This is a genomic window from Leclercia adecarboxylata (assembly GCF_035787115.1).
Lineage (GTDB): Bacteria > Pseudomonadota > Gammaproteobacteria > Enterobacterales > Enterobacteriaceae > Enterobacter > Enterobacter adecarboxylatus_E.
Map to the genome: position 1 here is coordinate 1134992 of NZ_JALKTL010000001.1, position 23112 is coordinate 1158103.

Consider the following 23112-nt stretch of genomic DNA (forward strand, 5'->3'; position numbering starts at 1 on the left):
CCCTAACCCTCTCCCCATAGGGGAGAGGGTATAAACAAAACCGCCACCCGACGTGCAGAGCGCACCGGCCATGGCCCGTGCCATTCAGACAATTCCCGACAGTGTTCCACATTTCCTCCATTTTTCCGCTCAATTGCCTCACTAAACTAGTATTATTTTCCGCACTGTTTCAGGACGAGAACATATAACGATGAAAGGCCGTAATAAAACCCGCTGGGTAATCGCCGCTGGCATCATCGTGGTGGCCCTTGCCGCCGCGTGGTACTGGCACCAACAGACTCCGGCCCCGGCTGGCGCCACAAGCCAGGCACAGCGCCCGGCAGGCGGTGGACGCCACGGGATGCGCGGCGGCGCGCTGGCGCCGGTGCAGGCCGCTACCGCGGTCAGCAAATCCGTGCCGCGTTATCTCTCGGGCCTCGGCACCATTACCGCCGCCAACACCGTTACCGTGCGCAGCCGTGTCGACGGGCAGCTGATCGCCCTGCACTTCAAGGAAGGGCAGCAGGTGAAAGCCGGCGATCTGCTGGCTGAAATCGATCCCAGCCAGTTCAAAGTGGCGCTGGCGCAGGCCCAGGGGCAGCTGGCGAAAGACACCGCTACCCTTGCCAATGCCCGCCGCGATCTGGCCCGTTATCAACAGCTGGTGAAAACCAACCTCGTTTCCCGCCAGGAGCTCGACGCCCAGCAGGCGCTGGTGAGTGAAAGCATGGGGACCATCAAAGCCGATCAGGCCGCCGTGGCCAGCGCGCAATTGCAGCTCGACTGGAGCCGCATCACCGCTCCTGTCGACGGGCGCGTGGGCTTAAAGCAGGTGGATATCGGCAACCAGATCTCCAGCGGGGATACTACCGGCATCGTGGTACTGACCCAGACCCACCCCATCGATCTCGTGTTTACCCTGCCGGAAAGCGATATCGCCACCGTTGTCCAGGCGCAGAAATCGGGCCAGACGTTAACCGTGGAAGCCTGGGATCGGGCCAACAAGCAAAAGCTGAGCGACGGTACCCTGCTGAGCCTCGATAACCAGATCGACACCACCACCGGCACCATTAAGCTGAAAGCGCGCTTTAACAATCAGGACGATGCCCTGTTCCCGAACCAGTTTGTTAACGCCCGAATGCTTGTCGCTACCGAAGAGAACGCGGTGGTGATCCCGACCGCGGCGCTGCAGATGGGTAACGAAGGCAACTTCGTCTGGGTACTGAACAGCGACAACAAAGTCAGTAAACATCTGGTGAAAGCGGGCATTCAGGACAGCCAGAGCGTGGTGATCGCCGCCGGCCTGTCGGCAGGCGACCGGGTGGTCACCGACGGCATTGACCGTCTGACCGAAGGGGCGAAAGTGGAAGTAGTGGAAGCCCACACCGACACGCCAGCTCAGCCGGTGAAACGCGAGCATAAAAAACAGGGAGAGAATGCCTGATGCAGGTGATGCCTCCGAGCGCCACAGGCGGGCCGTCACGTCTGTTTATCCTGCGCCCTGTCGCCACCACGCTGCTGATGGTGGCCATTCTGCTGGCGGGGATCATCGGCTATCGCTTCCTGCCGGTCTCCGCTCTGCCGGAAGTGGATTACCCCACCATTCAGGTGGTGACGCTCTACCCTGGCGCCAGCCCGGACGTGGTGACCTCGGCCATTACCGCCCCGCTGGAGCGCCAGTTTGGGCAGATGTCGGGCCTGAAGCAGATGTCCTCCCAGAGCTCCGGCGGTGCGTCAGTGGTGACGCTGCAGTTCCAGCTTAGTCTGTCGCTGGATGTCGCCGAGCAGGAGGTGCAGGCCGCGATCAACGCCGCCACCAACCTGCTGCCGTCCGACCTGCCTAACCCGCCGGTCTACAGCAAGGTCAACCCGGCAGATCCGCCGATCATGACCCTCGCCGTCACCTCCTCCGCCATGCCGATGATCCAGGTGGAAGACATGGTCGAAACCCGCGTGGCGCAGAAGATTTCCCAGGTCTCCGGCGTCGGGCTGGTGACGCTTTCCGGCGGTCAGCGCCCGGCGGTTCGCGTTAAGCTGAACGCCCAGGCGATTGCCTCTCTGGGGCTGACCAGCGAAACCATCCGCACCGCCATCAGCAACGCTAACGTCAACTCGGCGAAAGGCTCCCTTGATGGCCCGACCCGGGCGGTAACGCTTTCCGCCAACGATCAGATGCAGTCTGCGGATGAATATCGCCAGCTGATTGTCGCGTATCAGAACGGCGCGGCGATCCGTCTGGGCGATGTGGCAACCGTTGAGCAAGGGGCGGAAAACAGCTGGCTCGGCGCATGGGCCAACAAGCAGCAGGCGATCGTGATGAACGTCCAGCGCCAGCCGGGGGCGAATATCATCGATACCGCCGACAGCATTCGCGCCATGCTGCCTGCGCTTATCGACAGCCTGCCAAAATCGGTCAGCGTTAAGGTGCTCTCGGATCGCACCACCAACATTCGCGCCTCGGTAAGCGACACTCAGTCTGAACTGATGCTGGCGATTGCGCTGGTGGTGATGATCATCTACCTGTTCCTGCGTAACGTCCCGGCAACCATCATTCCCGCCGTGGCGGTGCCCCTGTCGCTGGTCGGAACCTTCGCGGTGATGGTATTCCTCGACTTCTCGATCAACAACCTGACGCTCATGGCCCTGACTATCGCCACCGGCTTTGTGGTGGATGATGCCATCGTGGTGATCGAGAACATCTCACGCTATATCGAAAAAGGCGAAAAACCGCTGGCGGCGGCGCTGAAAGGGGCCGGTGAGATTGGCTTTACCATCATCTCGCTCACCTTCTCGCTGATTGCGGTACTGATCCCGCTGTTGTTTATGGGCGATATCGTCGGTCGCCTGTTCCGCGAATTTGCGGTAACGCTGGCGGTGGCGATCCTGATTTCGGCGGTGGTCTCCCTGACCCTGACGCCGATGATGTGCGCCCGCATGCTGAGCCATGAATCCCTGCGTAAGCAGAACCGCTTTTCCCGCGCCTCGGAGCGGATGTTCGAGCGGATCATTGCCGCCTATGGTCGCCTGCTGGCAAAAGTGCTGAACCATCCGTGGGCGACCCTCGGCGTGGCGCTCGGCACCCTGGCCCTGAGCATGCTGCTGTGGGTGATGATCCCAAAAGGCTTCTTCCCGATCCAGGATAACGGCATTATCCAGGGCACTCTGCAGGCACCGCAGTCGGTGTCGTTCGCCAGTATGGCCCAGCGCCAGCAGGCCGTCTCCGATGTCATCATGAAAGATCCGGCGGTGGAGAGCCTGACCGCCTTTGTCGGCGTTGATGGCACAAACCCGTCGCTCAACAGCGCTCGCCTGCAAATTAACCTCAAACCGCTGGACGATCGTGACGACCGGGTTAACACCGTGATCGAGCGGTTACAGCAGGCGGTGGCGAAGGTACCCGGCGTCGAGCTGTACCTGCAGCCGACCCAGGATCTGACTATCGACACCACGGTAAGCCGTACCCAGTATCAGTTTACCTTGCAGGCCACCAGCCTCGACGCGCTCAGCACCTGGGTGCCGCAGCTGGTTAATGAGCTACAGCAGCTGCCGCAGCTCTCCGACGTCAGCAGCGACTGGCAGGACCAGGGGCTGGCGGCCTACATCAACATCGATCGCGACAGCGCCAGCCGCCTGGGCATCACCATGGCGGATGTCGATAACGCGCTCTACAACGCCTTCGGCCAGCGTCTGATCTCCACCATCTACACCCAGGCCAACCAGTACCGGGTGGTGCTGGAGCACGACACCCGCCAGACCCCGGGGCTGGCGGCGCTCGATTCGGTGCGTCTGACCAGCAGCAGCGGCGGCATTGTGCCGCTCAGCGCTATCGCCAAAGTAGAGGAGCGCTATACACCGCTGGCGGTGAACCATCTGGATCAGTTCCCGTCCACCACCATTTCGTTTAACGTCCCGGATGATTATTCACTGGGCGAAGCGATCCAGGCCATTACCGACACGGAAAAAAGCCTCAGCTTCCCGACCGATATCCAGACCCACTTCCAGGGAAGTACCCTCGCCTTCCAGGCGGCGCTTGGCAGCACTATCTGGCTGATCGTGGCCGCGGTGGTGGCGATGTACATCGTGCTGGGCGTGCTGTATGAGAGCTTTATTCATCCCATCACCATCCTCTCTACCCTGCCTACCGCAGGGGTGGGAGCCCTGCTGGCGCTGATGCTGGCAGGCAGCGAGCTGGACGTGATTGCCATCATCGGCATTATCCTGCTGATCGGCATCGTCAAGAAGAACGCCATCATGATGATCGACTTTGCCCTCGCTGCCGAGCGCGAGCAGGGGATGTCACCGCGCGACGCCATTTTCCAGGCCTGCCTGCTGCGTTTTCGCCCGATTTTGATGACGACCCTGGCGGCGCTGCTCGGCGCCCTGCCGCTGATGCTCAGTACCGGAGTGGGGGCCGAACTGCGCCGTCCGTTAGGTATCGGTATGGTGGGCGGCCTGCTGGTGAGCCAGGTGTTAACCCTGTTTACCACGCCGGTTATCTATCTGCTGTTTGACCGCCTGGCCCTGTGGAGTAAAAGCCGCTTCCCGAAACGTGAAGAAGAGGAGGCGTAAGTGAAGTTTTTCGCCCTCTTCATTTACCGCCCGGTGGCGACGATTTTAATTTCGCTCGCCATTACGCTGTGCGGCGTGCTGGGCTTCCGGCTACTGCCGGTGGCTCCGCTGCCGCAGGTGGATTTCCCGGTGATTATGATCAGCGCCTCGCTGCCGGGCGCCTCGCCGGAGACCATGGCGTCATCGGTGGCGACGCCGCTGGAGCGTTCGCTCGGGCGCATCGCCGGGGTCAACGAGATGACCTCCAGCAGCTCGCTTGGCAGCACGCGTATCATTCTTGAGTTTAACTTTGACCGCGACATCAACGGCGCGGCGCGGGACGTGCAGGCGGCGATCAACGCCGCGCAAAGCCTGCTGCCAAGCGGCATGCCGAGCCGTCCAACCTACCGCAAAGCCAACCCGTCCGATGCGCCGGTCATGATCCTGACGCTCACTTCGGACACCTACTCCCAGGGGCAGTTGTACGACTTCGCTTCCACCCAGCTGGCGCAGACTATCGCCCAGATTGACGGCGTGGGCGACGTGGACGTCGGCGGCAGTTCCCTGCCCGCGGTGCGCGTGGGGCTTAACCCGCAGGCGCTGTTTAATCAGGGCGTCTCACTGGATGACGTGCGCAGCGCCATCAGCAACGCCAACGTGCGCAGGCCGCAGGGCTCGGTGGAGGATGGCAGCCGCCGCTGGCAGATCCAGACCAACGATGAGCTGAAAACCGCGGCGGAGTATCAGCCCTTAATCATCCACTACAACAACGGCGCGGCGGTGCGCTTAAGCGACGTGGCAAGCGTCACCGACTCGGTGCAGGACGTGCGCAACGCCGGGATGACCAACGCCAAACCGGCTATTTTGCTGATGATCCGCAAGCTGCCGGAAGCCAACATCATTGAGACGGTGAACAGCATCCGCGCGCGTCTGCCGGAGCTGCAGGAGACCATCCCGGCGGCCATCGATCTGCAGATTGCCCAGGACCGCTCCCCCACCATTCGCGCCTCGCTGGAGGAGGTGGAGCAGTCGCTGATCGTCTCGGTAGCGCTGGTCATTCTGGTGGTGTTCCTGTTCCTGCGCTCCGGGCGCGCGACGCTGATCCCGGCGGTGGCCGTGCCGGTCTCCCTGATTGGCACCTTTGCCGCCATGTATCTGTGCGGCTTTAGCCTGAACAACCTGTCGCTGATGGCCCTGACCATCGCCACCGGCTTTGTGGTGGATGACGCCATCGTGGTGCTGGAGAATATCTCCCGCCACCTTGAAGCGGGGATGAAACCGCTGCAGGCGGCGCTGCAGGGCACCCGGGAGGTGGGCTTTACGGTGCTCTCCATGAGCCTGTCGCTGGTGGCGGTATTCCTGCCCCTGCTGCTGATGGACGGCCTGCCGGGGCGTCTGCTGCGGGAGTTCGCGGTGACGCTGTCGGTGGCGATCGGCATTTCGCTGCTGGTGTCGTTAACGCTCACGCCGATGATGTGCGGCTGGATGCTGAAGCGCAGCCCGCCCCAGTCGCAGCCGCGCAAAAAAGGCTTTGGCCGGATGCTGATGGCCCTGCAGGCGGGCTACGGCAAATCGCTGAAGTGGGTGCTGAGCCACACCCGGATCGTCGGGCTGGTGCTGGTTGGCACTATCGCCCTCAACGTCTGGATGTACATCACCATTCCAAAAACCTTCTTCCCGGAGCAGGACACCGGGGTGCTGATGGGCGGGATCCAGGCCGACCAGAGCATCTCCTTCCAGGCGATGCGCGGCAAGCTGCAGGACTTCATGAAAATCATCCGCGAAGACAAAGCCGTGGATAACGTCACCGGCTTTACCGGCGGGTCGCGGGTGAACAGCGGGATGATGTTTATCACCCTGAAATCCCGCGACGAGCGTAACGAAACCGCGCAGCAGGTGATCGACCGCCTCAGGGTAAAACTTGCGGAAGAGCCGGGGGCGAATATGTTCCTGGTAGCGGTGCAGGATATCCGCGTCGGCGGACGACAGTCTAACGCCAGCTATCAGTACACCCTGCTGTCGGACGATCTCGCCGCGCTGCGGGAGTGGGAGCCGAAGATCCGCAAGGCGCTGTCGGCGTTGCCGCAGCTGGCGGACGTCAACTCCGACAGCCAGAATAACGGCGCGGAGATGGCCTTAACCTACGATCGCGAAACCATGTCGCGGCTGGGCATTGACGTCAGCGCCGCGAACAGCCTGCTGAATAACGCCTTCGGCCAGCGGCAGATCTCCACTATTTATCAGCCGATGAACCAGTACAAGGTGGTGATGGAAGTCGATCCGCGCTATACCCAGGATATCAGCGCCCTGGACAAGATGTTTGTGATTAATAACGACGGCAAGGCGATCCCGCTCTCCTACTTCGCCCGCTGGCAGCCCGCTAACGCGCCGCTGTCGGTTAACCATCAGGGGCTGTCAGCGGCCTCGACCGTGTCGTTTAACCTGCCGACCGGCTCGTCACTGTCGGAAGCCAGCGACGCCATCAACCGTACCATGACCCAGCTTGGCGTGCCCTCCTCGGTGCGCGGCAGCTTCGCCGGCACAGCCCAGGTGTTTCAGGAGACCATGAAATCGCAGGTCATCCTGATTCTGGCGGCCATCGCCACGGTCTATATCGTGCTTGGGGTGTTGTATGAAAGCTATATTCATCCGCTGACCATTCTCTCTACGTTGCCGTCGGCGGGGGTGGGCGCGCTGCTGGCGCTGGAGCTGTTCGGCGCCCCATTCAGCCTGATTGCGTTAATCGGCATTATGCTGTTAATCGGCATCGTGAAGAAAAACGCGATCATGATGGTGGATTTTGCTCTGGAGGCGCAGCGTAACGGCAACATGACCCCGCAGGAGGCCATCTTCCAGGCCTGCCTGCTGCGTTTTCGCCCGATCATGATGACCACCCTGGCGGCGCTGTTCGGCGCGCTGCCTCTGGTTATCTCCAGCGGCGACGGCGCGGAGCTGCGTCAGCCGCTGGGGATCACCATTGTCGGCGGGCTGGTGATGAGCCAGCTGCTGACGCTGTACACCACCCCGGTGGTCTATCTGTTCTTCGATCGCCTGCGGGTGCGCTTTTCCCGTAACCACAAAGAGACGGTAACTGACTCATGACCGATCTTCCCGCTAACGTTCGCTGGCAACTGTGGATTGTCGCCTTCGGCTTCTTTATGCAGTCGCTGGATACGACCATCGTCAACACCGCCCTCCCCTCGATGGCGAAAAGCCTGGGGGAGAGCCCGCTGCATATGCATATGGTGATTGTCGCCTATGTGCTGACGGTGGCGGTAATGCTGCCCGCCAGCGGCTGGCTGGCGGACAAGGTGGGCGTGCGCAACATCTTCTTTACCGCCATTGTGCTCTTTACCGCAGGCTCCCTGTTCTGCGCCCGGGCGGAGACGCTGAACGAACTGGTGATGGCCCGGGTGCTGCAGGGGGTCGGCGGCGCGATGATGGTACCGGTGGGCAGGCTGACGGTGATGAAGATTGTCCCGCGCGAGCAGTACATGGCGGCGATGACCTTCGTTACCCTGCCAGGCCAGGTGGGCCCGCTGCTGGGTCCGGCCCTCGGCGGGATGCTGGTGGAGTACGCCTCATGGCACTGGATCTTCCTGATTAACTTACCGGTAGGCATTATCGGGGCGATTGCCACCCTGAGCCTGATGCCAAACTACAAAATGCAGACCCGGCGCTTTGACCTGGTGGGCTTTTTCCTGCTGGCGGCGGGTATGGCGACGCTCACTCTGGCGCTGGACGGACAAAAGGGACTCGGGATCTCCCCCCTCGCGCTGGCGGGGCTGGTGGCGATCGGGGTGGTGTCGATTCTGTGGTATCTGTGGCATGCCCGGGGTAACGACCGGGCGCTGTTCAGCCTGACGCTGTTTCAGAACACCACCTACCGCCTGGGGCTGCTCGGCAGCCTGGCCGGGCGGATCGGCAGCGGTATGCTGCCGTTTATGACCCCGATCTTTTTGCAGATTGGGCTCGGCTTTTCGCCGTTTCACGCCGGGCTGATGATGATCCCCATGGTGCTCGGCAGCATGGGAATGAAGCGCATCGTGGTACAGGTGGTCAACTACTTTGGCTATCGCCGGGTGCTGGTGGCCTCTACGCTGGGGCTGGCGCTGGTGAGCCTGCTGTTTATGGGCGTCGCGCTGCTGGGCTGGTACTACGTCCTGCCGCTGGTGCTGTTCTGCCAGGGGATGATTAACTCTATCCGCTTCTCCTCCATGAACACCCTGACGTTGAAAGATCTTCCCGATGAGCAGGCGAGCAGCGGCAACAGCCTGCTGTCGATGATCATGCAGCTGTCGATGAGCGTGGGCGTCACCATCGCCGGGCTGCTGCTGGGCATGTACGGCCAGCACCAGCTGACCGCCGACAGCGCCGCTGTCCATCAGGTGTTCCTCTACACCTATCTGAGCATGGCGCTGATTATCGCCCTGCCAGCCTTTATTTTTGCCCGGGTTCCGGATGATATCAGCAAGAATGTCGTCATCAGGCGGCGCAAAAGGAGTGAACCATGAAGTTCTGGCGACCGGGTATTACCGGCAAGCTGTTTCTGGCCATTTTCGCCACCTGTATCGTGCTGCTGATCACCATGCACTGGGCGGTGCGGGTCAGCTTTGAGCGCGGCTTTATCGACTACATCAAACACGGCAACGAGCAGCGTCTGCAGGGGCTGAGCGATGCTCTGGCCGAGCAGTATGCCCTGCACGGCAACTGGCGCTTTTTACGCAATAACGACCGTTTTATCTTCCAGATCCTGCGCTCGCTGGAACACGACACCGACGACGATCGCCCCGGCCCCGGCATGCCGCCGCACGGCTGGCGTACCCAGTTCTGGGTGATTGACCAGAATCTGCGGGTGCTGGTGGGGCCGCGCGGGCCGGTGCCGCCGGACGGCACTAAGCGGGTCATCACGGTGAACGGTGCTGCCGTTGGCTGGGTGATCGCCTCCCCCGTTGAACGGCTGACGCGTAACACCGATATCAACTTTGACAGACAGCAGCGCCAGACCAGCTGGCTGATTGTGGCGCTTTCCACCCTGCTGGCTGCGCTGGCGACCTTCCCGCTGGCGCGCGGCCTGCTGGCACCGGTTAAACGACTGGTAGAAGGGACTCACCAGCTGGCGGCGGGGGATTTTTCTACCCGCGTGGATACCCGCAGCCAGGATGAGCTGGGCAAGCTGGCGCAGGATTTTAACCAGCTCGCCAGCACGCTGGAGAAGAACCAGCAGATGCGCCGGGATTTTATGGCCGATATCTCCCACGAGCTGCGCACCCCGCTGGCGGTGCTGCGCGGCGAGCTGGAGGCAATCCAGGACGGGGTGCGCAAGTTTACGCCGGAATCCGTCGCCTCCTTACAGGCGGAAGTCGGCACCCTGACCAAGCTGGTGGACGATCTCCATCAGCTGTCGATGTCCGACGAGGGGGCGCTGGCCTATCAGAAAGCGCCTGTTGATGTGATTAATATTCTGGAAGTGGCCAGCGGCGCCTTTCGGGAACGTTTTGCCAGCCGCGATTTACGCATTGAACTGTCGCTACCGGACAATGCGGTGGTGTTTGGCGATCGCGATCGGCTGATGCAGCTGTTCAACAACCTGCTGGAAAACAGCCTGCGCTATACCGATGCGGGCGGGGCACTGCGGATCTCCGGCAAATGTGAAGAGCAACGCTTTGCGCTGACCTTCGCCGACACCGCCCCCGGCGTTTCTGATGAACAGCTCAACAAGCTGTTTGAGCGTTTTTACCGCACCGAGGGTTCCCGCAACCGCGCCAGCGGCGGCTCCGGGCTGGGGCTGGCAATCTGCGTGAACATCGTTGAAGCCCACGGCGGCACCCTTCGCGCCGCCCATTCGCCTTTTGGCGGGGTTAGCATTACAGTAGAGTTACCGCTGGAACGCGATTTATCGAGAGAAGCATGACTGAGTTACCCATTGACGAAAATACCCCCCGCATTCTGATTGTGGAGGACGAGCCTAAGCTTGGGCAGTTATTAATCGACTATCTGCGGGCGGCGAGCTATGCCCCGTCGCTTATCGATCACGGCGATCGGGTGCTCGCTTATGTGCGCCAGACCCCGCCGGATCTGATCCTGCTTGATCTGATGCTGCCAGGCACCGACGGCCTGACCCTGTGTCGCGAAATCCGCCGCTTCTCCGAAGTGCCGATTGTGATGGTGACCGCCAAAATCGAAGAGATCGACCGCCTGTTAGGGCTTGAGATTGGCGCCGATGATTACATCTGCAAACCCTACAGCCCGCGTGAGGTAGTAGCCCGGGTGAAGACGATTCTGCGCCGCTGCAAACCGCAGCGTGAGCTGCAGGCGCTGGACGCTGAAAGTCCGTTAATTATTGATGAGAGTCGTTTTCAGGCGAGCTGGCGTGGCAAACTGCTGGATCTGACCCCCGCAGAATTCCGCCTGCTGAAAACCCTGTCTAACGAGCCGGGTAAAGTTTTCTCCCGCGAGCAGCTATTGAACCACCTGTATGATGATTATCGGGTTGTGACAGACCGCACCATCGACAGCCATATCAAAAATTTGCGCCGCAAGCTCGAAGCGCTCGATGCCGATCAGTCGTTTATTCGCGCAGTGTATGGCGTGGGTTATCGCTGGGAAGCGGATGCGTGCCGGATTGGTGGATGACTGGTGAGAAAGTTACCCGCTGCGGCGGGTAGTGGCATCAGACGGCGTCAGCCGCCCCGTGTGCCGTAATGATATAACCTTGTTTCTGCCAGTGCTCCAGCTGCTGGCGCTGTTCGTCTGATAAGGTCTTACCCGCCCAGACGAGGATATGCTGCCCCGGGAAGAACTCCGGATGGGGTAATTCAAGGGGTTCAGCAAACACGTTGATGCGCCAGCCCCGCTGCGAAAGTCGCCACGCCTCCAGCCACAGCCGGGTACGGTCCTCAACACCCCAGCCAATCAGCAACGCATCCCTGCCCGCTTTGGTACGCGATTCGGTCAGGCTGGTGACCGCCTGCTCGATCAGAATACCGTCCAGCAGGCTGCCCATGACGCGCGCGGTAGCATGGTCGAGACTGAGGGTGTCCCGCACGGGGATAAAGACATGGTCTACCAGCGCATCCACAGAGTGGTGCTGACAAAAAATCGCGATCTGCGCGCGTAATTTTGCCGGGCTGACCTGGCGCAGCGTGCCGATCATCTCTTCCTGCAGCACATGCCAGTCTCCCGGCTCGGGGGTTTTGTCCCCATCCAGCAGGGCCTTAACCTTACCAACCGGTACGCCACGCTCAATCCAGCGCTTGATCTCCTCAATGCGCTGGAGGTCGTCGTCATCAAATTGTCGATGTCCGCCTTCACTGCGCTGCGGCTTTAGCAGGCCATACCGGCGCTGCCACGCACGCAGGGTGACGGGGTTGATGCCGCAGCGTTCTGCCACATCGCCAATACTGTAAAAGGCCATCGATTCCTCATGCCTGATCGATATATTCATTGTTCAAGGTAACGAATCTCACCGGGCTGTACAACTCGTTATATTGTACAACAGAATTGTATCACTGCCCGGTGAAGGTTGGCGCTAAACCTCCTCGCGCGGCTCAGGCCACGAAACTGGCGGGATCCCAGCCAGTTCAGGGTGGGCAAACAGGTGTCCCTGGAACTGGGAAACACCTGCAGATTCGAGCCACATCCACTCTTCTGGCTGCTCGATACCTACCGCAGAGATCAGTATTTCTAAAGCTGTACAACATTTGATAATGGCGAGCACAATCGCCTGCCGCGGACCGCTCTTATGCACGTCGCGGATCAGGTCCCGGTTAATCTTAATTCTGTCTGGCTGGAACTGCGCCAGCAGCAATAACCCGGCAAAACCGCCGCCGAAGTGATCGATGGCCACGCCGATGCCCGCAGCTTTTAACTCGCGCACCGCACCGGTGAACTCATCAAGACGGGAGATAACCTCATGCTCGGTGAACTCCACCACGATCTGCTCGGCCACCAGCCCGTTGGCCTCTATCTCCTGAATCAGATAGCTAACCGCATTGGGGATATTGACCAGCGTCATAGGTAAAAGGTTCACTGACAGACTCTGTTCCCCCAGTCCCAGCGCGCTTGCCATGGCAAAGGCGACGCTTTTGCTTTTGAGGTCGGCTTCATAAACAGCGTCCCCCTCAAGCCCTTCAAACCAGCGCTGGGCATGCTCCCCTTGCGGGGTACGGATTAGCGCTTCAAGGGAGACAATTTCGCGGGCCAGCGGATCGATAATCGGCTGAAACGCGAAGTTGCATGTGTCGCTGTAACGCCCCGGCAGAGAGCGTACGCTGGGGTGTGCGTTGTCCGGGACAAACACCCAATGGTCCCCTGAAGGCAGTTCAAAGTAGTTCTCTTTTTCGCTCTCCTCGACGAAGGTTCTGAAGAAGTGCAGCGCCCTGTCGTTATAGGTAAGCTGGTACTTTGTGGTGCCCTTATCCAGCACGTTTTGCAGCACCTCGTGACGGTCATAGTGGCGCAAATCAAACAACTCCATGCCGCACTTGCCGAAGCGTCGGGCGCGGGAATAATCGCACAACAGTTCCACCACATTGTGGTGGCGCGGGTCTTCACAGATCGCGCGGTAAATGGCTCTTACATTCTCCTCAGGTCCTTCGAGCAGCTGAAAAAAGAGCTTGCCAGTAAACAGAAGAATGCCGCTAACGTCGGCCTCTCTGTTTTTTATGTTTGCTGCAACAACCATGTCTTCCAGCACGGTAACCGGGACGTCGTCACGAAAGTGACTACGGTAAATGATGGTAGTGAGCATAGGGATTCCAATAGAGGAGGTGAATGAAAGTCCACAGTATCAGATGGTTGGCTTTGCGTCTTATAAGCCTGCCCGAACGAGAAAATACCCGTCACCTGTACCCGCAAGAATGTCGATTATCGTCGATAATGTACAATCTTTTAAGCTGTATTTACAAAAATAATCTTACGCAAGGCATTGAATATTAACAATTAGCACATAATGATCAAAATATATTTGTTAACTTGTACAATTAATGTGTACAGTATTTACAAGTTAACAAGATATTAACCTTTTAAATACAGCGGATTTCAGGAGTGACATATGCGCGAGAACGGGTACACACCGAACACAGCCAATGCCATTGCCCAATACTTTAATAAAGCAAACCAGCCTTCTCAGCAGGAAACGCTGGGACAAATTGTGGTTGAAATTCTACGGGAAGGAAAAATCCTGAATCGAAAAGCGATCTGCACCCGGCTTCTGTACCGGATGGAGCAGGCAACGGATCAGGAAGAGGAGAGCCGTTACCAGACACTGGTTGGCTTGCTGTTTGATCGCTAAGCCCGGACCCGTAGCAGCTAATTACCTTGTTTTTTGAGTCAGTTTTTTCTCCGGGACAGATTTTTTATACTGTCGCTACAGACTGACTTTATGCCGTGTTTCTCCCTGACGGAGGATGCGGTGACAGAGACGTAGTTATGAACAGAAGTGACCATGAACGACTGACTGATGAACTTATTGGCGAAGCCACTCTTTCTTTGCTGAAAGATAACGGCCCTGTCAGCATGAAGCTCTTGCTGGAGAGGCTGCAACAGATGTTATCGGCAGAGCAGGACGGACAGCGTCGGAACGTACTTTCCCAAATTATTTTGGAAATTTCCAATGATGGGAAAGGAGGTGCCCGGCGTAATACCAAAAGTGAACAACAGGCGTGGGACACGGATGGTCGGCACAGCAGCAGCAATGTGTACCCCCTGTTTGGCAATAGCCCGCAAGCCAACAGGAATAAGCATTAACTGCACCATTAACATTCAAACTAAACCGGTGTGACACTATGAGCCAGGCTATGCTCCAGAAAAATGACTTTTACGATGAACTGCCAAATGCTGCATTGTCCAACTACTTTCGCAGTGCTGGCGGTTTGCTGGCCGAAGAGTGGGCGCTGCTTCAGGCTGTGACAGGCGCCATTCTGGATGCGAAGGAACCGCTGACTAACAAAGCGATTATTTTACGGTTAATCCACGAAATCGAAACAACCCGCGATATAGTCCGCGCGGATATCATCCGTAAAACCCTGGAAATTATTGTCGACCATACCCAGGACGACCTCTGAGCACTCCGCTGAATTAAACGCCGACAGTACTGTCCTGCTGTCGGCGTTTCCTTATCTCAAGGGTATCACAACGGTTTACCTCCCTCCCCCGCAGCGTTACAATGCCCGCCCTTAAAGTATGGGATCTCCTCCCGGCGCCCATCTTGTGTGCGCATCTGACCTGTCATCAGAACGAGAACTAACATGTTTAAACCGGAACTCCTCTCCCCGGCGGGAACGCTGAAAAATATGCGTTACGCTTTCGCCTATGGCGCCGATGCCGTCTATGCGGGCCAGCCGCGCTACTCGCTGCGCGTGCGCAATAACGAATTCAACCACGAAAATCTGCAGCTCGGCATCAACGAAGCCCACGCGCAGGGTAAAAAATTCTACGTGGTGGTGAATATCGCACCGCATAACGCCAAGCTGAAAACCTTTATCCGCGACCTGAAGCCGGTGGTGGAGATGGGGCCGGACGCGCTGATTATGTCGGATCCGGGTTTGATCATGCTGGTGCGGGAGCATTTCCCGGAGATGGACATTCACCTCTCGGTGCAGGCGAATGCCGTGAACTGGGCGACGGTAAAATTCTGGAAGCAGATGGGACTGACCCGCGTGATTTTGTCCCGCGAGCTGTCGCTGGACGAGATCGAAGAGATCCGCACTCAGGTGCCGGACATGGAGCTGGAGATTTTCGTCCATGGTGCTCTGTGCATGGCCTACTCCGGCCGCTGCCTGCTCTCTGGCTACATCAACAAGCGCGACCCGAATCAGGGGACCTGTACCAACGCCTGCCGCTGGGAATATAACGTCCAGGAAGGCAAGCAGGATGAAGTGGGTAACATCGTGCATAAACACGAGCCTATACCGGTGCAGAACATTGAGCCGACGCTGGGTATCGGTGCCCCGACCGACAGCGTGTTCATGATTGAAGAGGCCCAGCGCCCGGGTGAATACATGACCGCGTTCGAAGATGAGCACGGCACCTATATCATGAACTCTAAAGATCTGCGCGCCATTGCCCACGTTGAGCGTCTGACCCAGATGGGCGTGCACTCCCTGAAGATTGAAGGCCGCACCAAATCCTATTATTACTGCGCGCGTACCGCTCAGGTTTATCGTCAGGCCATCGACGATGCAGCCGCAGGTAAACCCTTCGACAGCACCCTGCTGCAAACCCTGGAAGGGCTGGCGCACCGGGGCTATACCGAAGGTTTTCTGCGTCGTCATACCCACGACGATTACCAGAACTACGAATACGGCCATTCAGTTTCCGATCGCCAGCAGTTTGTCGGCGAGTTCACCGGCGAGCGCAAGGGCAACCTGGCGGCGGTGGCGGTCAAAAACAAGTTTCTGGTGGGCAACAGCCTGGAGTTGATGACTCCGCAGGGCAATATCAACTTTACCCTGGAGCACATGGAGAATGGCAAGGGCGAGTCGGTCTCCGTCGCGCCGGGGGATGGTCATACCGTCTGGCTGCCGGTACCGGAAGAGATCGCCCTGGATTACGCGTTGCTGATGCGTAACTTTGACGGTGAGAACACCCAGGCGCCGCACGTGAAGTAATGAACAGGGTTATTTTTTGGTATGAGACGATTCTTAGAATTCGATCACATACCGCTGCGTTTGATACGGGTATTATTGATTACGCTGAAAAACATAACCCATAAATGCTAGCTGTACCAGGAACCACCTCCTTAGCCTGAGTAATCTCCCTTACGCAGGCTAATTTTTTTGTCTGAAATCCCCCACTTCCCTGTCTGATGCCGTCTCTTCCTCGTGCAAAAATCGCCTTTGTGTAAATTTATTTCAGTTTAATAGCGGAAAGTTCCTAAAAACTTCAATCTATTAAAGTTAGGTTATCCATTCATAAAACCAATGCTATTCTTCTTTCGAATGAAATTTAACTTAAGGAGAGAGGAGGCGATAATATGTACTGGGTGGTTGAAAACAGGATGGTTTGCCCTCGTACTGGAACAATCTTTATACACGTACTCACCGTTAAAAATCTCAGGCTGATAATCTGGTACAAAGGAGATTACTTTATCAGCATCGGATCGGTTCTTGTCACAAGTCCCTTCGGTATCGCCGTTGACGGCAAAATCAGAACGTTACACATTCTTCGAACACTCCCTTATAACACCAGGCTTTGGTCATCATTTCTGGAGAATTCAGGCTGCCCTGGCAACGAGGGGGCGCTGGTTACCCGCTGCGCGCATCGCCAGCACTGTTTCTTTGCTTTATGCCCGTATGGCGCAATAACGACCTAAAGGTTCAGGCCGAGTGGCGAAAATTTGCCTCGCCACTCATTTATTTTTTCGCCTTTCATCCTCTTCTTACCCGCTTTTTCCCGCGCTGCGATACACTTCTGGAAGATAAGCACAGGAGCAACGTGGATGGCGACCTATCCGGCAAGTTTATTAATTCTCAATGGTAAAAGCGCGGGCAACGATCTTTTGCGCGAGGCGGTCTCACTGTTACGCGACGAAGGCGTTCAGATCCACGTTCGCGTCACCTGGGAAAAAGGCGATGCGGCACGCTATATCGATGAAGCCCGCAGGCTGGGGGTCGAGACGGTGATTGCCGGCGGGGGGGATGGCACCATTAATGAGGTCGCGACCGCGTTGATTAACCTGTCGGGCGACCACCGCCCGGCACTGGGTATTCTGCCGCTCGGCACCGCCAACGATTTTGCCACCAGCGCCGGTATCCCGGAGGCGCTTGATAAGGCCTTGCAGCTGGCTATTGCCGGTAAAGCCACGGCGGTCGATATTGCCCGGGTGAACGATAAAACCTGCTTTATCAATATGGCGACAGGCGGGTTTGGCACCCGCATCACCAGCGAAACGCCGGAAAAACTGAAAGCCGCGCTGGGCGGAGTGTCGTACCTGCTCCACGGCCTGGCGCGACTGGATACCCTTAAGCCAGATTTGTGCGAAATTCGCGGCGAGAACTTTCACTGGCAGGGGAATGCCCTGGTGATTGGCATCGGTAATGGCCGTCAGGCGGGTGGCGGACAGCAACTTTGCCCGGAGGCACTGATCAATGACGGGCTGCTCGGGGTGCGTATCATTACCGGCGATGAACTGCTCCCTGCCCTGCTGACCACCCTGACCAAAGCGGAGGATAATCCGCATCTGGTCGATGGCGAGTCGGCATGGTTTGAAATCCAGGCTCCGCACGGGATGACCTTTAACCTGGATGGCGAACCGCTGAGCGGCGACCATTTCCGCATCGCGCTGCTGCCGGGGGCGATTCAGTGCCGGTTGCCGCCGGATTGTCCGCTTCTGCGCTGAGTTTACGGGGTGGTTGCGCCCTCACCCTACAGGGAGAGGGCGCAAATAAACCGCACTAATATATCGCCACCTCCCTCGCCATTTCGCGGGAGTATTGCTGGCTGGCGTTGACCAGCATGCGCGTATAATCGGTTTTGGCCTGCCCCGCGACCAGGTCATCCACCGTCAGCGTTTCCAGAATTTTGCCGTACTGCATTACCGCCACCTTCTGGCAGAGATGGGCGATTACACCCAGGTCGTGAGTCACCATCAGGTAGGTGAGCTTCGACTCGCGCTGCAGCTCCGCCAGCAGGTTTAAAATCTCCGCCTGTACGGACACATCCAGCGCCGAGGTGGGCTCGTCGAGCAGCAGCACCTGCGGCTCGAGGATCAGCGCCCGGGCAATCGCCACGCGCTGGCGCTGGCCGCCGGAGAGCTGATGCGGATAGCGGTCACGGAAGGCACGATTGAGGCCGACCTTATCCAGCAGGCCGTGAATACGTCGGTCCCGATCGTTGATGCCGTGAATTTGCAGCGGCTCCTCCAGAATATCGCCGATGGTGTGCCGGGGATGCAGCGAACCGTACGGATCCTGAAACACCATCTGCACCAGACGACAGCGCTGCGGGCTGATGCGCCGCTCCAGCGCCTGGCCATTGATTGCCAGCGCCCCTTCCCAGTGGGTAAAAAGACCGGCGAGACACTTCAGCACCGTGGTTTTGCCGGATCCTGACTCACCCACCAGACCGTAAATTTCCCCCGGCTGGACGTTAATATTGACGTCATACAGAACCTGGCTGCGCTTTTCCCCTTCGCCGAAAGCCAGATTCAGGTTTTTTACCTCGATCATCTTTGCTCCTTATTCGGTCAGCCAGCTGGCCTGGCGCTGCAGCACCGGCAGCACCGGGCGGCGGTGATTCATCTCTGGCAGGGCATTGATTAACCCCTGCGTATAGGGGTGCTGCGCATTGTGTAAATCACAGGCGGCAATGGACTCCACCACCCGCCCGGCATACATCACCAGCACCCGGTCACAGAAGCTGCGCACCAGGTTGATGTCGTGGCTGATAAAGATCAGCCCCAGCCCGCGGGACTGGACGAGATCGTCCAGCAGGCCCAGTACCTGGAGACGCACCGAGACGTCCAGCGCCGAGGTGGGCTCATCGGCAATCACCAGTTCGGGGTCGGTGATCAGCATCATGGCGATCATGATACGCTGCCCCTGCCCGCCGGAAATTTCGTGCGGATAGAGATGGTAAACCCGCTCCGGCTGGCGAATGCGCACCACGTCCAGCATCTCCAGCACCTTCGCTTTGGCTTCCGCCTTGCGCCCCGGATGGTGAGTTAACCAGGCTTCAGCAATTTGATCCCCGACGCACACCACCGGATTAAGGGAGTATTTCGGGTCCTGCATGATCATCGAGATGCGCTTACCGCGAATGCCGCGCATCTGCGCCTCGCTGACGCTGCGGAGATCAACGTCGCCAAACTGCATCCGCGTGGCGGTGATCTGCGCTTTAGCCGGATGCAGGCGCAGCAGCGCCCGCCCGACGGTGGATTTCCCGGAGCCCGACTCGCCGACTATCGCCAGCTTCTCACGGCCCAGCTGAAAGGAGACGCCGCGCACCGCATTCGTGACCGCGCGTCCGTTGATAAAGTCGACGTGCAGATCGCGTACGTCGAGCAGCGGCGCATCAGGCGCTGCGAGGATCGAGGATGTCACGTAAGCCATCTCCTAAGAAGTTGAACGCCAGGCTGTTGATGAGGATCGCCAGCCCCGGAATAGTCACTACCCACCAGCACTCCATCATGTAGGTGCGCCCGCTGGAGATCATCGCCCCCCACTCCGGCTCTGGCGGCTGGGCACCGAGGCCGAGGAAACCGAGCCCGGCGGCGGTCAGGATGATCCCCGCCATGTTCATGGTGATACGGATAATCACCGACGGCAGGCACAGCGGCACGATGTGGCGCCATAACACCCGCACCGGCGAGGCACCCTGCAGGCGCACGGCGGAGATAAAATCGGCCTGGCGCAGGGAGAGGGTCTCCGCCCTTGCCAGACGGGCAATCGGTGGCCAGGCGGTGAGCGTGATGGCGATAACCACGTGTTCCAGCCCCGGGCCGAGCGCCGCCACAAACGCCAGCGCCAGCACCAGGCTTGGGAAGGAGATAAAGATATCGGTGACGCGCATCAGCACCGCATCCACCTTGCCACCAAAATAGCCCGCGGTGACGCCGAGCAGCAGCCCCAGCGGGCCGACGGTAACCGACACCAGCAGCACGATATAGAGCGTGATGCGCGAGCCGTACACCAGGCGGCTGAAGATATCCCGACCAAACTCGTCGGTGCCGAACCAGTGCTGCGCGTTCGGCGCCACCAGGACGTTATTCAGATCCTGCACCAGCGGGTTATACGGGGCGATCCAGGGCGCGAAAGCCGCGACGATCAGCAGCAGCAAAATGATGCCACCACCGATGGCCGTCAGCGGGTTGCGCGCCATCTGCCCGGCAAACCCGAGGGTGCGACGGGCCATGCGCGCCAGGCGCTGGCGCCCTTCGCTGCGGGAGGCGCGCAGCGGTGTATCCAGAGAAACGGTCATGATTTCGTCCTCGGGTCAAAGAGTTGATACAGCATGTCGGAGAGCAGGTTGAGCATCACGAAGATCATCCCCACCAGCAGGACGCAGCCCATCACCGCGTTCATATCCCCGAGCAGCAGGCTGCCGGTGAGATAGGAGCCAAAGCCCGGCCAGGAGAAGACGGTCTCAATCAGCACCGCACCTTCCAGCAGCGAGCCGTAGGCCAGTGCCACCACCGTCAGCAGCTGCACCAGGATGTTGCGAAACGCGTGATTCCAGATCACCTGCCGCTCGGTTAAGCCTTTCACCCGGGCGGTGATGATGAACTCCTGCGACAGCTGGGCCAGCATAAAGCTGCGGGTCATCCGGCTGATGTAGGCCAGGGAGTGGAAACCCAGCAGCGAGGCCGGCAGCACCAGGTGGTTAATGGCGTTCCAGAATACCGCGCTGTTGCCTGCCAGCAGGGCATCGACGGTCATCAGCCCGGTGCGGCGCGGCACTATGCCATCCAGCCCTAAATCCAGCCGTCCGGCGCCGCCCACCCAGCCGAGCCAGGCGTAAAACAGCAGCAGTCCCATCATCCCCACCCAGAAGATCGGCGTGGAGTAACCGGCCAGGCTGATAATACGCACCACGTAATCCGAGACGCTGTTACGACGCGCCGCAGCCAGCACCCCCAGCGGGATCCCTAACCCGGCGCCGACGATAATCGCCATGGTTGCCAGCTCAAGCGTCGCCGGGAAGACGCGCAGAATGTCATCCAGCACCGGTTTGCCGGTCAGCAGGGCATTGCCAAAATCGCCGTGCAGCAGGTTGTTGAGGTAGATACCAAACTGGGTCAGCAGGGACTTATCAAAGCCCAGCTGCTGGTAGACCTGCTGATAGGTGCTGTGGTCGGCATCCGGGCCAACAATGGCCAGCACCGGGTCCACCGGCATCACGCGGCCGATGAAAAAGGTCAGCAGCAGCAGGCCGAACAGGGTCACCAGTACCTGGGTCAACCGCTTCGAGAAACGCCGGGTGCGGGAGCCTGGTCCGAGTAGCGCAATGCTCATTGTTCACCTCCGGTTTTGTACACTTCCCGCAGGAAGGTGGTGGCCGACGGATGCGACTGGAAGTTTTTCACCTCGTTACGCACCACCACCGAATCGACCATCTGCGACAGCGGTATCAGCGCCGGGATCAGCTGGTCATAACGCACCTGAATCTGCTGATAGTCGGCGATCTGCTTTTGCGGATCGCGCTCCAGCAGCGCCTTGTCGATCATCTCGTTCAGCGGTTTGTCGTAAAAACTGGTGCGCCAGCCCTGGAAGTTGGTCAGCCGGGCTTCGTCGCTGTTGTCCGGGTTATAGACCAGCGCGCGCAGGCTGGAGTGCGGGTGCGGCTCCACGCCGCTGCCGCCGCGTCCGACCAGCATGTCAAACTTACGCTCGCGCATTGCGCCGTAGATCTGATTCCCGGTGCCGGTGATGATTTTGGCGTTGATACCCGCCTGCATCAGGGTGGACTGCACCGCGATGGCGATATTAAGGAACGGCTGATCCGCCAGCACCCTAAGTGTGGTGTCGAACCCTTCCGGGTAGCCCGCTTCCGCCAGCAGCTTTCTGGCGCGCGGAATATCGAGTTTGTAGCCCGGGTCGGGCAGCGTCGACGGCATCCCCGCCTTGATGGGCCGCTGGTGCAGCACGCCGTAGCCCGGCATCAGCGCCTTGTTGATGCCCTGATAGTCAATGAGATAGCGCACTGCTTCGCGCACCTTCGGGTTGGCGAAATGCGCCTCCTTCATGCTCATCGCCACGTAGTAGACCGTGCCTTTTTGCACGGCTTCCACCGTCAGCTGCGGATCCTTGCGCAGGGCGTTGATGTCGGCCACCGCCATGTTGCTGGCGATATCCAGATCGCCCTTCTCCACCATCAGGCGCAGGGTCTGCGACTCCTGGAAGTGGCGCAACACCACCCGGTTCATCTTCGGCTCTTCGCGCCAGTAGTGCGGATTGCGCTGCATGCGCAGCACATCTTTTGCCTGCCAGGTCTCCAGCATAAACGGCCCGGATCCGGCTTCGTTGGTGGTGAGCCAGCGGTTACCCCAGTCGTTGTTCACCTCGTGGCTCAGCACCGTTTTGCGGTCCAGTACGCCGAGGTTGCCCAGCGCCCCCAGGGAGTAGATCACCAGCTGCGGGTCATTAGCCTTTGGCAAAGTGAGCTGCACGGTGTGGTCGTCCAGGGCTTTCACCTGCTGGTCGATGTTCTTCTTGCTAAAGCCGTAAGATTTCCACACCGAGGCCTGGGCAAGATTAAGGTGCAGCAGGCGACGCATCGACCACACTACGTCCTCAGCGGTGAGCGGGTTGCCGGAGTGGAAGGTGACGTTATCGCGCAGGTGGAACGTCAGCGTTTTGCCGTCGGGGGAGATATCCCAGGATTTCGCCAGCGCCGGTTTGACGTTGGTAAGGGTGTTGGGATCCAGCTCCACCAGCGAATCGTAAAGGTTGACCACAATACCCACCACCTCGTTGCCGGTCATCGCGGCCGGATCGAGGGTCAGCAGGTTGTTCATATTCATACCGATGATGAGCTGATCGGGCGGCGTTTTTGCGTACGCCGCGCCGCTCCCCATCATCAGCGAGAGCGCGAGTACACACGCCCTCGTGAGGGAGTTTTTGTTCATCTGTGTATACCGTTTGT

At 59.1% G+C, this 23112-nt stretch carries 18 protein-coding genes; 11 read left to right on the top strand and 7 right to left on the bottom strand.

Annotated elements, in window-relative coordinates; translation table 11 throughout:
• Positions 1–190: 190 nt before the first annotated feature.
• The 6 genes from MXM41_RS05465 to baeR are packed head-to-tail and all read left to right on the top strand — an operon-like array spanning position 191 to position 11163.
• Positions 191–1423: an MdtA/MuxA family multidrug efflux RND transporter periplasmic adaptor subunit gene (locus MXM41_RS05465; RefSeq protein ID WP_325930382.1), complete on the top strand. Its 1233-nt coding sequence runs from the start codon at positions 191–193 to the stop codon at positions 1421–1423.
• A complete protein-coding gene (locus MXM41_RS05470) occupies positions 1423–4548 on the top strand; it encodes an MdtB/MuxB family multidrug efflux RND transporter permease subunit (protein WP_325930383.1) in 3126 nt (1041 codons plus the stop codon). The genes MXM41_RS05465 and MXM41_RS05470 overlap by 1 nt, the downstream gene beginning before the upstream one ends.
• A complete protein-coding gene (gene mdtC, locus MXM41_RS05475) occupies positions 4549–7629 on the top strand; it encodes a multidrug efflux RND transporter permease subunit MdtC (protein ID WP_325930384.1) in 3081 nt (1026 codons plus the stop codon).
• The gene (locus MXM41_RS05480; RefSeq protein WP_325930386.1) at positions 7626–9041 is read left to right on the top strand and encodes an MFS transporter; all 1416 of its coding nucleotides are present in this window, start codon (positions 7626–7628) and stop codon (positions 9039–9041) included. Before mdtC ends, MXM41_RS05480 begins: the two co-directional genes overlap by 4 nt.
• Positions 9038–10441 carry a two-component system sensor histidine kinase BaeS gene (gene baeS / locus MXM41_RS05485; RefSeq protein ID WP_325930387.1) on the top strand — a complete coding sequence of 468 codons (1404 nt, stop codon included), beginning with the start codon at positions 9038–9040 and terminating at the stop codon, positions 10439–10441. Before MXM41_RS05480 ends, baeS begins: the two co-directional genes overlap by 4 nt.
• A complete protein-coding gene (baeR, locus tag MXM41_RS05490) occupies positions 10438–11163 on the top strand; it encodes a two-component system response regulator BaeR (RefSeq protein ID WP_325930388.1) in 726 nt (241 codons plus the stop codon). Before baeS ends, baeR begins: the two co-directional genes overlap by 4 nt.
• Positions 11164–11200: 37 nt before the next feature.
• Here baeR and MXM41_RS05495 read toward each other — a convergent pair whose 3' ends face one another.
• Positions 11201–11944, bottom strand: a complete 744-nt coding sequence (locus tag MXM41_RS05495; protein WP_325930390.1) for a MerR family transcriptional regulator — start codon at positions 11942–11944, stop codon at positions 11201–11203.
• 114 nt (positions 11945–12058) lie between these two features.
• On the bottom strand, positions 12059–13279 hold the full coding sequence (locus MXM41_RS05500; protein WP_325930391.1) for a diguanylate phosphodiesterase: 1221 nt from the start codon (positions 13277–13279) through the stop codon (positions 12059–12061).
• Positions 13280–13582: 303 nt separating this feature from the next.
• Between MXM41_RS05500 and ycgZ the strand changes: the two genes are divergently transcribed.
• The 5 genes from ycgZ (at position 13583) to yegS (ending at position 17869) form a co-directional block, all read left to right on the top strand.
• The gene (gene ycgZ, locus MXM41_RS05505) at positions 13583–13822 is read left to right on the top strand and encodes a regulatory protein YcgZ (protein ID WP_325930392.1); all 240 of its coding nucleotides are present in this window, start codon (positions 13583–13585) and stop codon (positions 13820–13822) included.
• 137 nt (positions 13823–13959) lie between these two features.
• Positions 13960–14277, top strand: coding sequence for a hypothetical protein (locus MXM41_RS05510; RefSeq protein ID WP_325930393.1), 318 nt, complete (start codon positions 13960–13962; stop codon positions 14275–14277).
• A 38-nt stretch (positions 14278–14315) separates the two neighbouring features.
• Positions 14316–14594, top strand: a complete 279-nt coding sequence (locus tag MXM41_RS05515) for a biofilm development regulator YmgB/AriR family protein (RefSeq protein WP_325930394.1) — start codon at positions 14316–14318, stop codon at positions 14592–14594.
• 183 nt (positions 14595–14777) lie between these two features.
• The gene (gene yegQ, locus MXM41_RS05520; protein WP_325930396.1) at positions 14778–16139 is read left to right on the top strand and encodes a tRNA 5-hydroxyuridine modification protein YegQ; all 1362 of its coding nucleotides are present in this window, start codon (positions 14778–14780) and stop codon (positions 16137–16139) included.
• Between the two features lie 830 nt (positions 16140–16969).
• The gene (gene yegS / locus MXM41_RS05525; protein WP_325930397.1) at positions 16970–17869 is read left to right on the top strand and encodes a lipid kinase YegS; all 900 of its coding nucleotides are present in this window, start codon (positions 16970–16972) and stop codon (positions 17867–17869) included.
• 55 nt (positions 17870–17924) lie between these two features.
• Here yegS and MXM41_RS05530 read toward each other — a convergent pair whose 3' ends face one another.
• The 5 genes from MXM41_RS05530 to MXM41_RS05550 are packed head-to-tail and all read right to left on the bottom strand — an operon-like array spanning position 17925 to position 23095.
• Positions 17925–18698: an ABC transporter ATP-binding protein gene (locus MXM41_RS05530; RefSeq protein ID WP_325930398.1), complete on the bottom strand. Its 774-nt coding sequence runs from the start codon at positions 18696–18698 to the stop codon at positions 17925–17927.
• Between the two features lie 9 nt (positions 18699–18707).
• Positions 18708–19571 (bottom strand): ABC transporter ATP-binding protein, encoded by an 864-nt coding sequence (locus MXM41_RS05535; protein WP_325930399.1) that lies wholly within the window; start codon positions 19569–19571, stop codon positions 18708–18710.
• A complete protein-coding gene (locus MXM41_RS05540) occupies positions 19543–20448 on the bottom strand; it encodes an ABC transporter permease (RefSeq protein WP_325930400.1) in 906 nt (301 codons plus the stop codon). The genes MXM41_RS05535 and MXM41_RS05540 overlap by 29 nt, the downstream gene beginning before the upstream one ends.
• Entirely contained in the window at positions 20445–21482 is a 1038-nt protein-coding gene (locus MXM41_RS05545) for an ABC transporter permease (protein WP_325930401.1), read from the bottom strand. Before MXM41_RS05545 ends, MXM41_RS05540 begins: the two co-directional genes overlap by 4 nt.
• On the bottom strand, positions 21479–23095 hold the full coding sequence (locus tag MXM41_RS05550; RefSeq protein WP_325930403.1) for an ABC transporter substrate-binding protein: 1617 nt from the start codon (positions 23093–23095) through the stop codon (positions 21479–21481). Before MXM41_RS05550 ends, MXM41_RS05545 begins: the two co-directional genes overlap by 4 nt.
• Positions 23096–23112 lie beyond the last annotated feature (17 nt).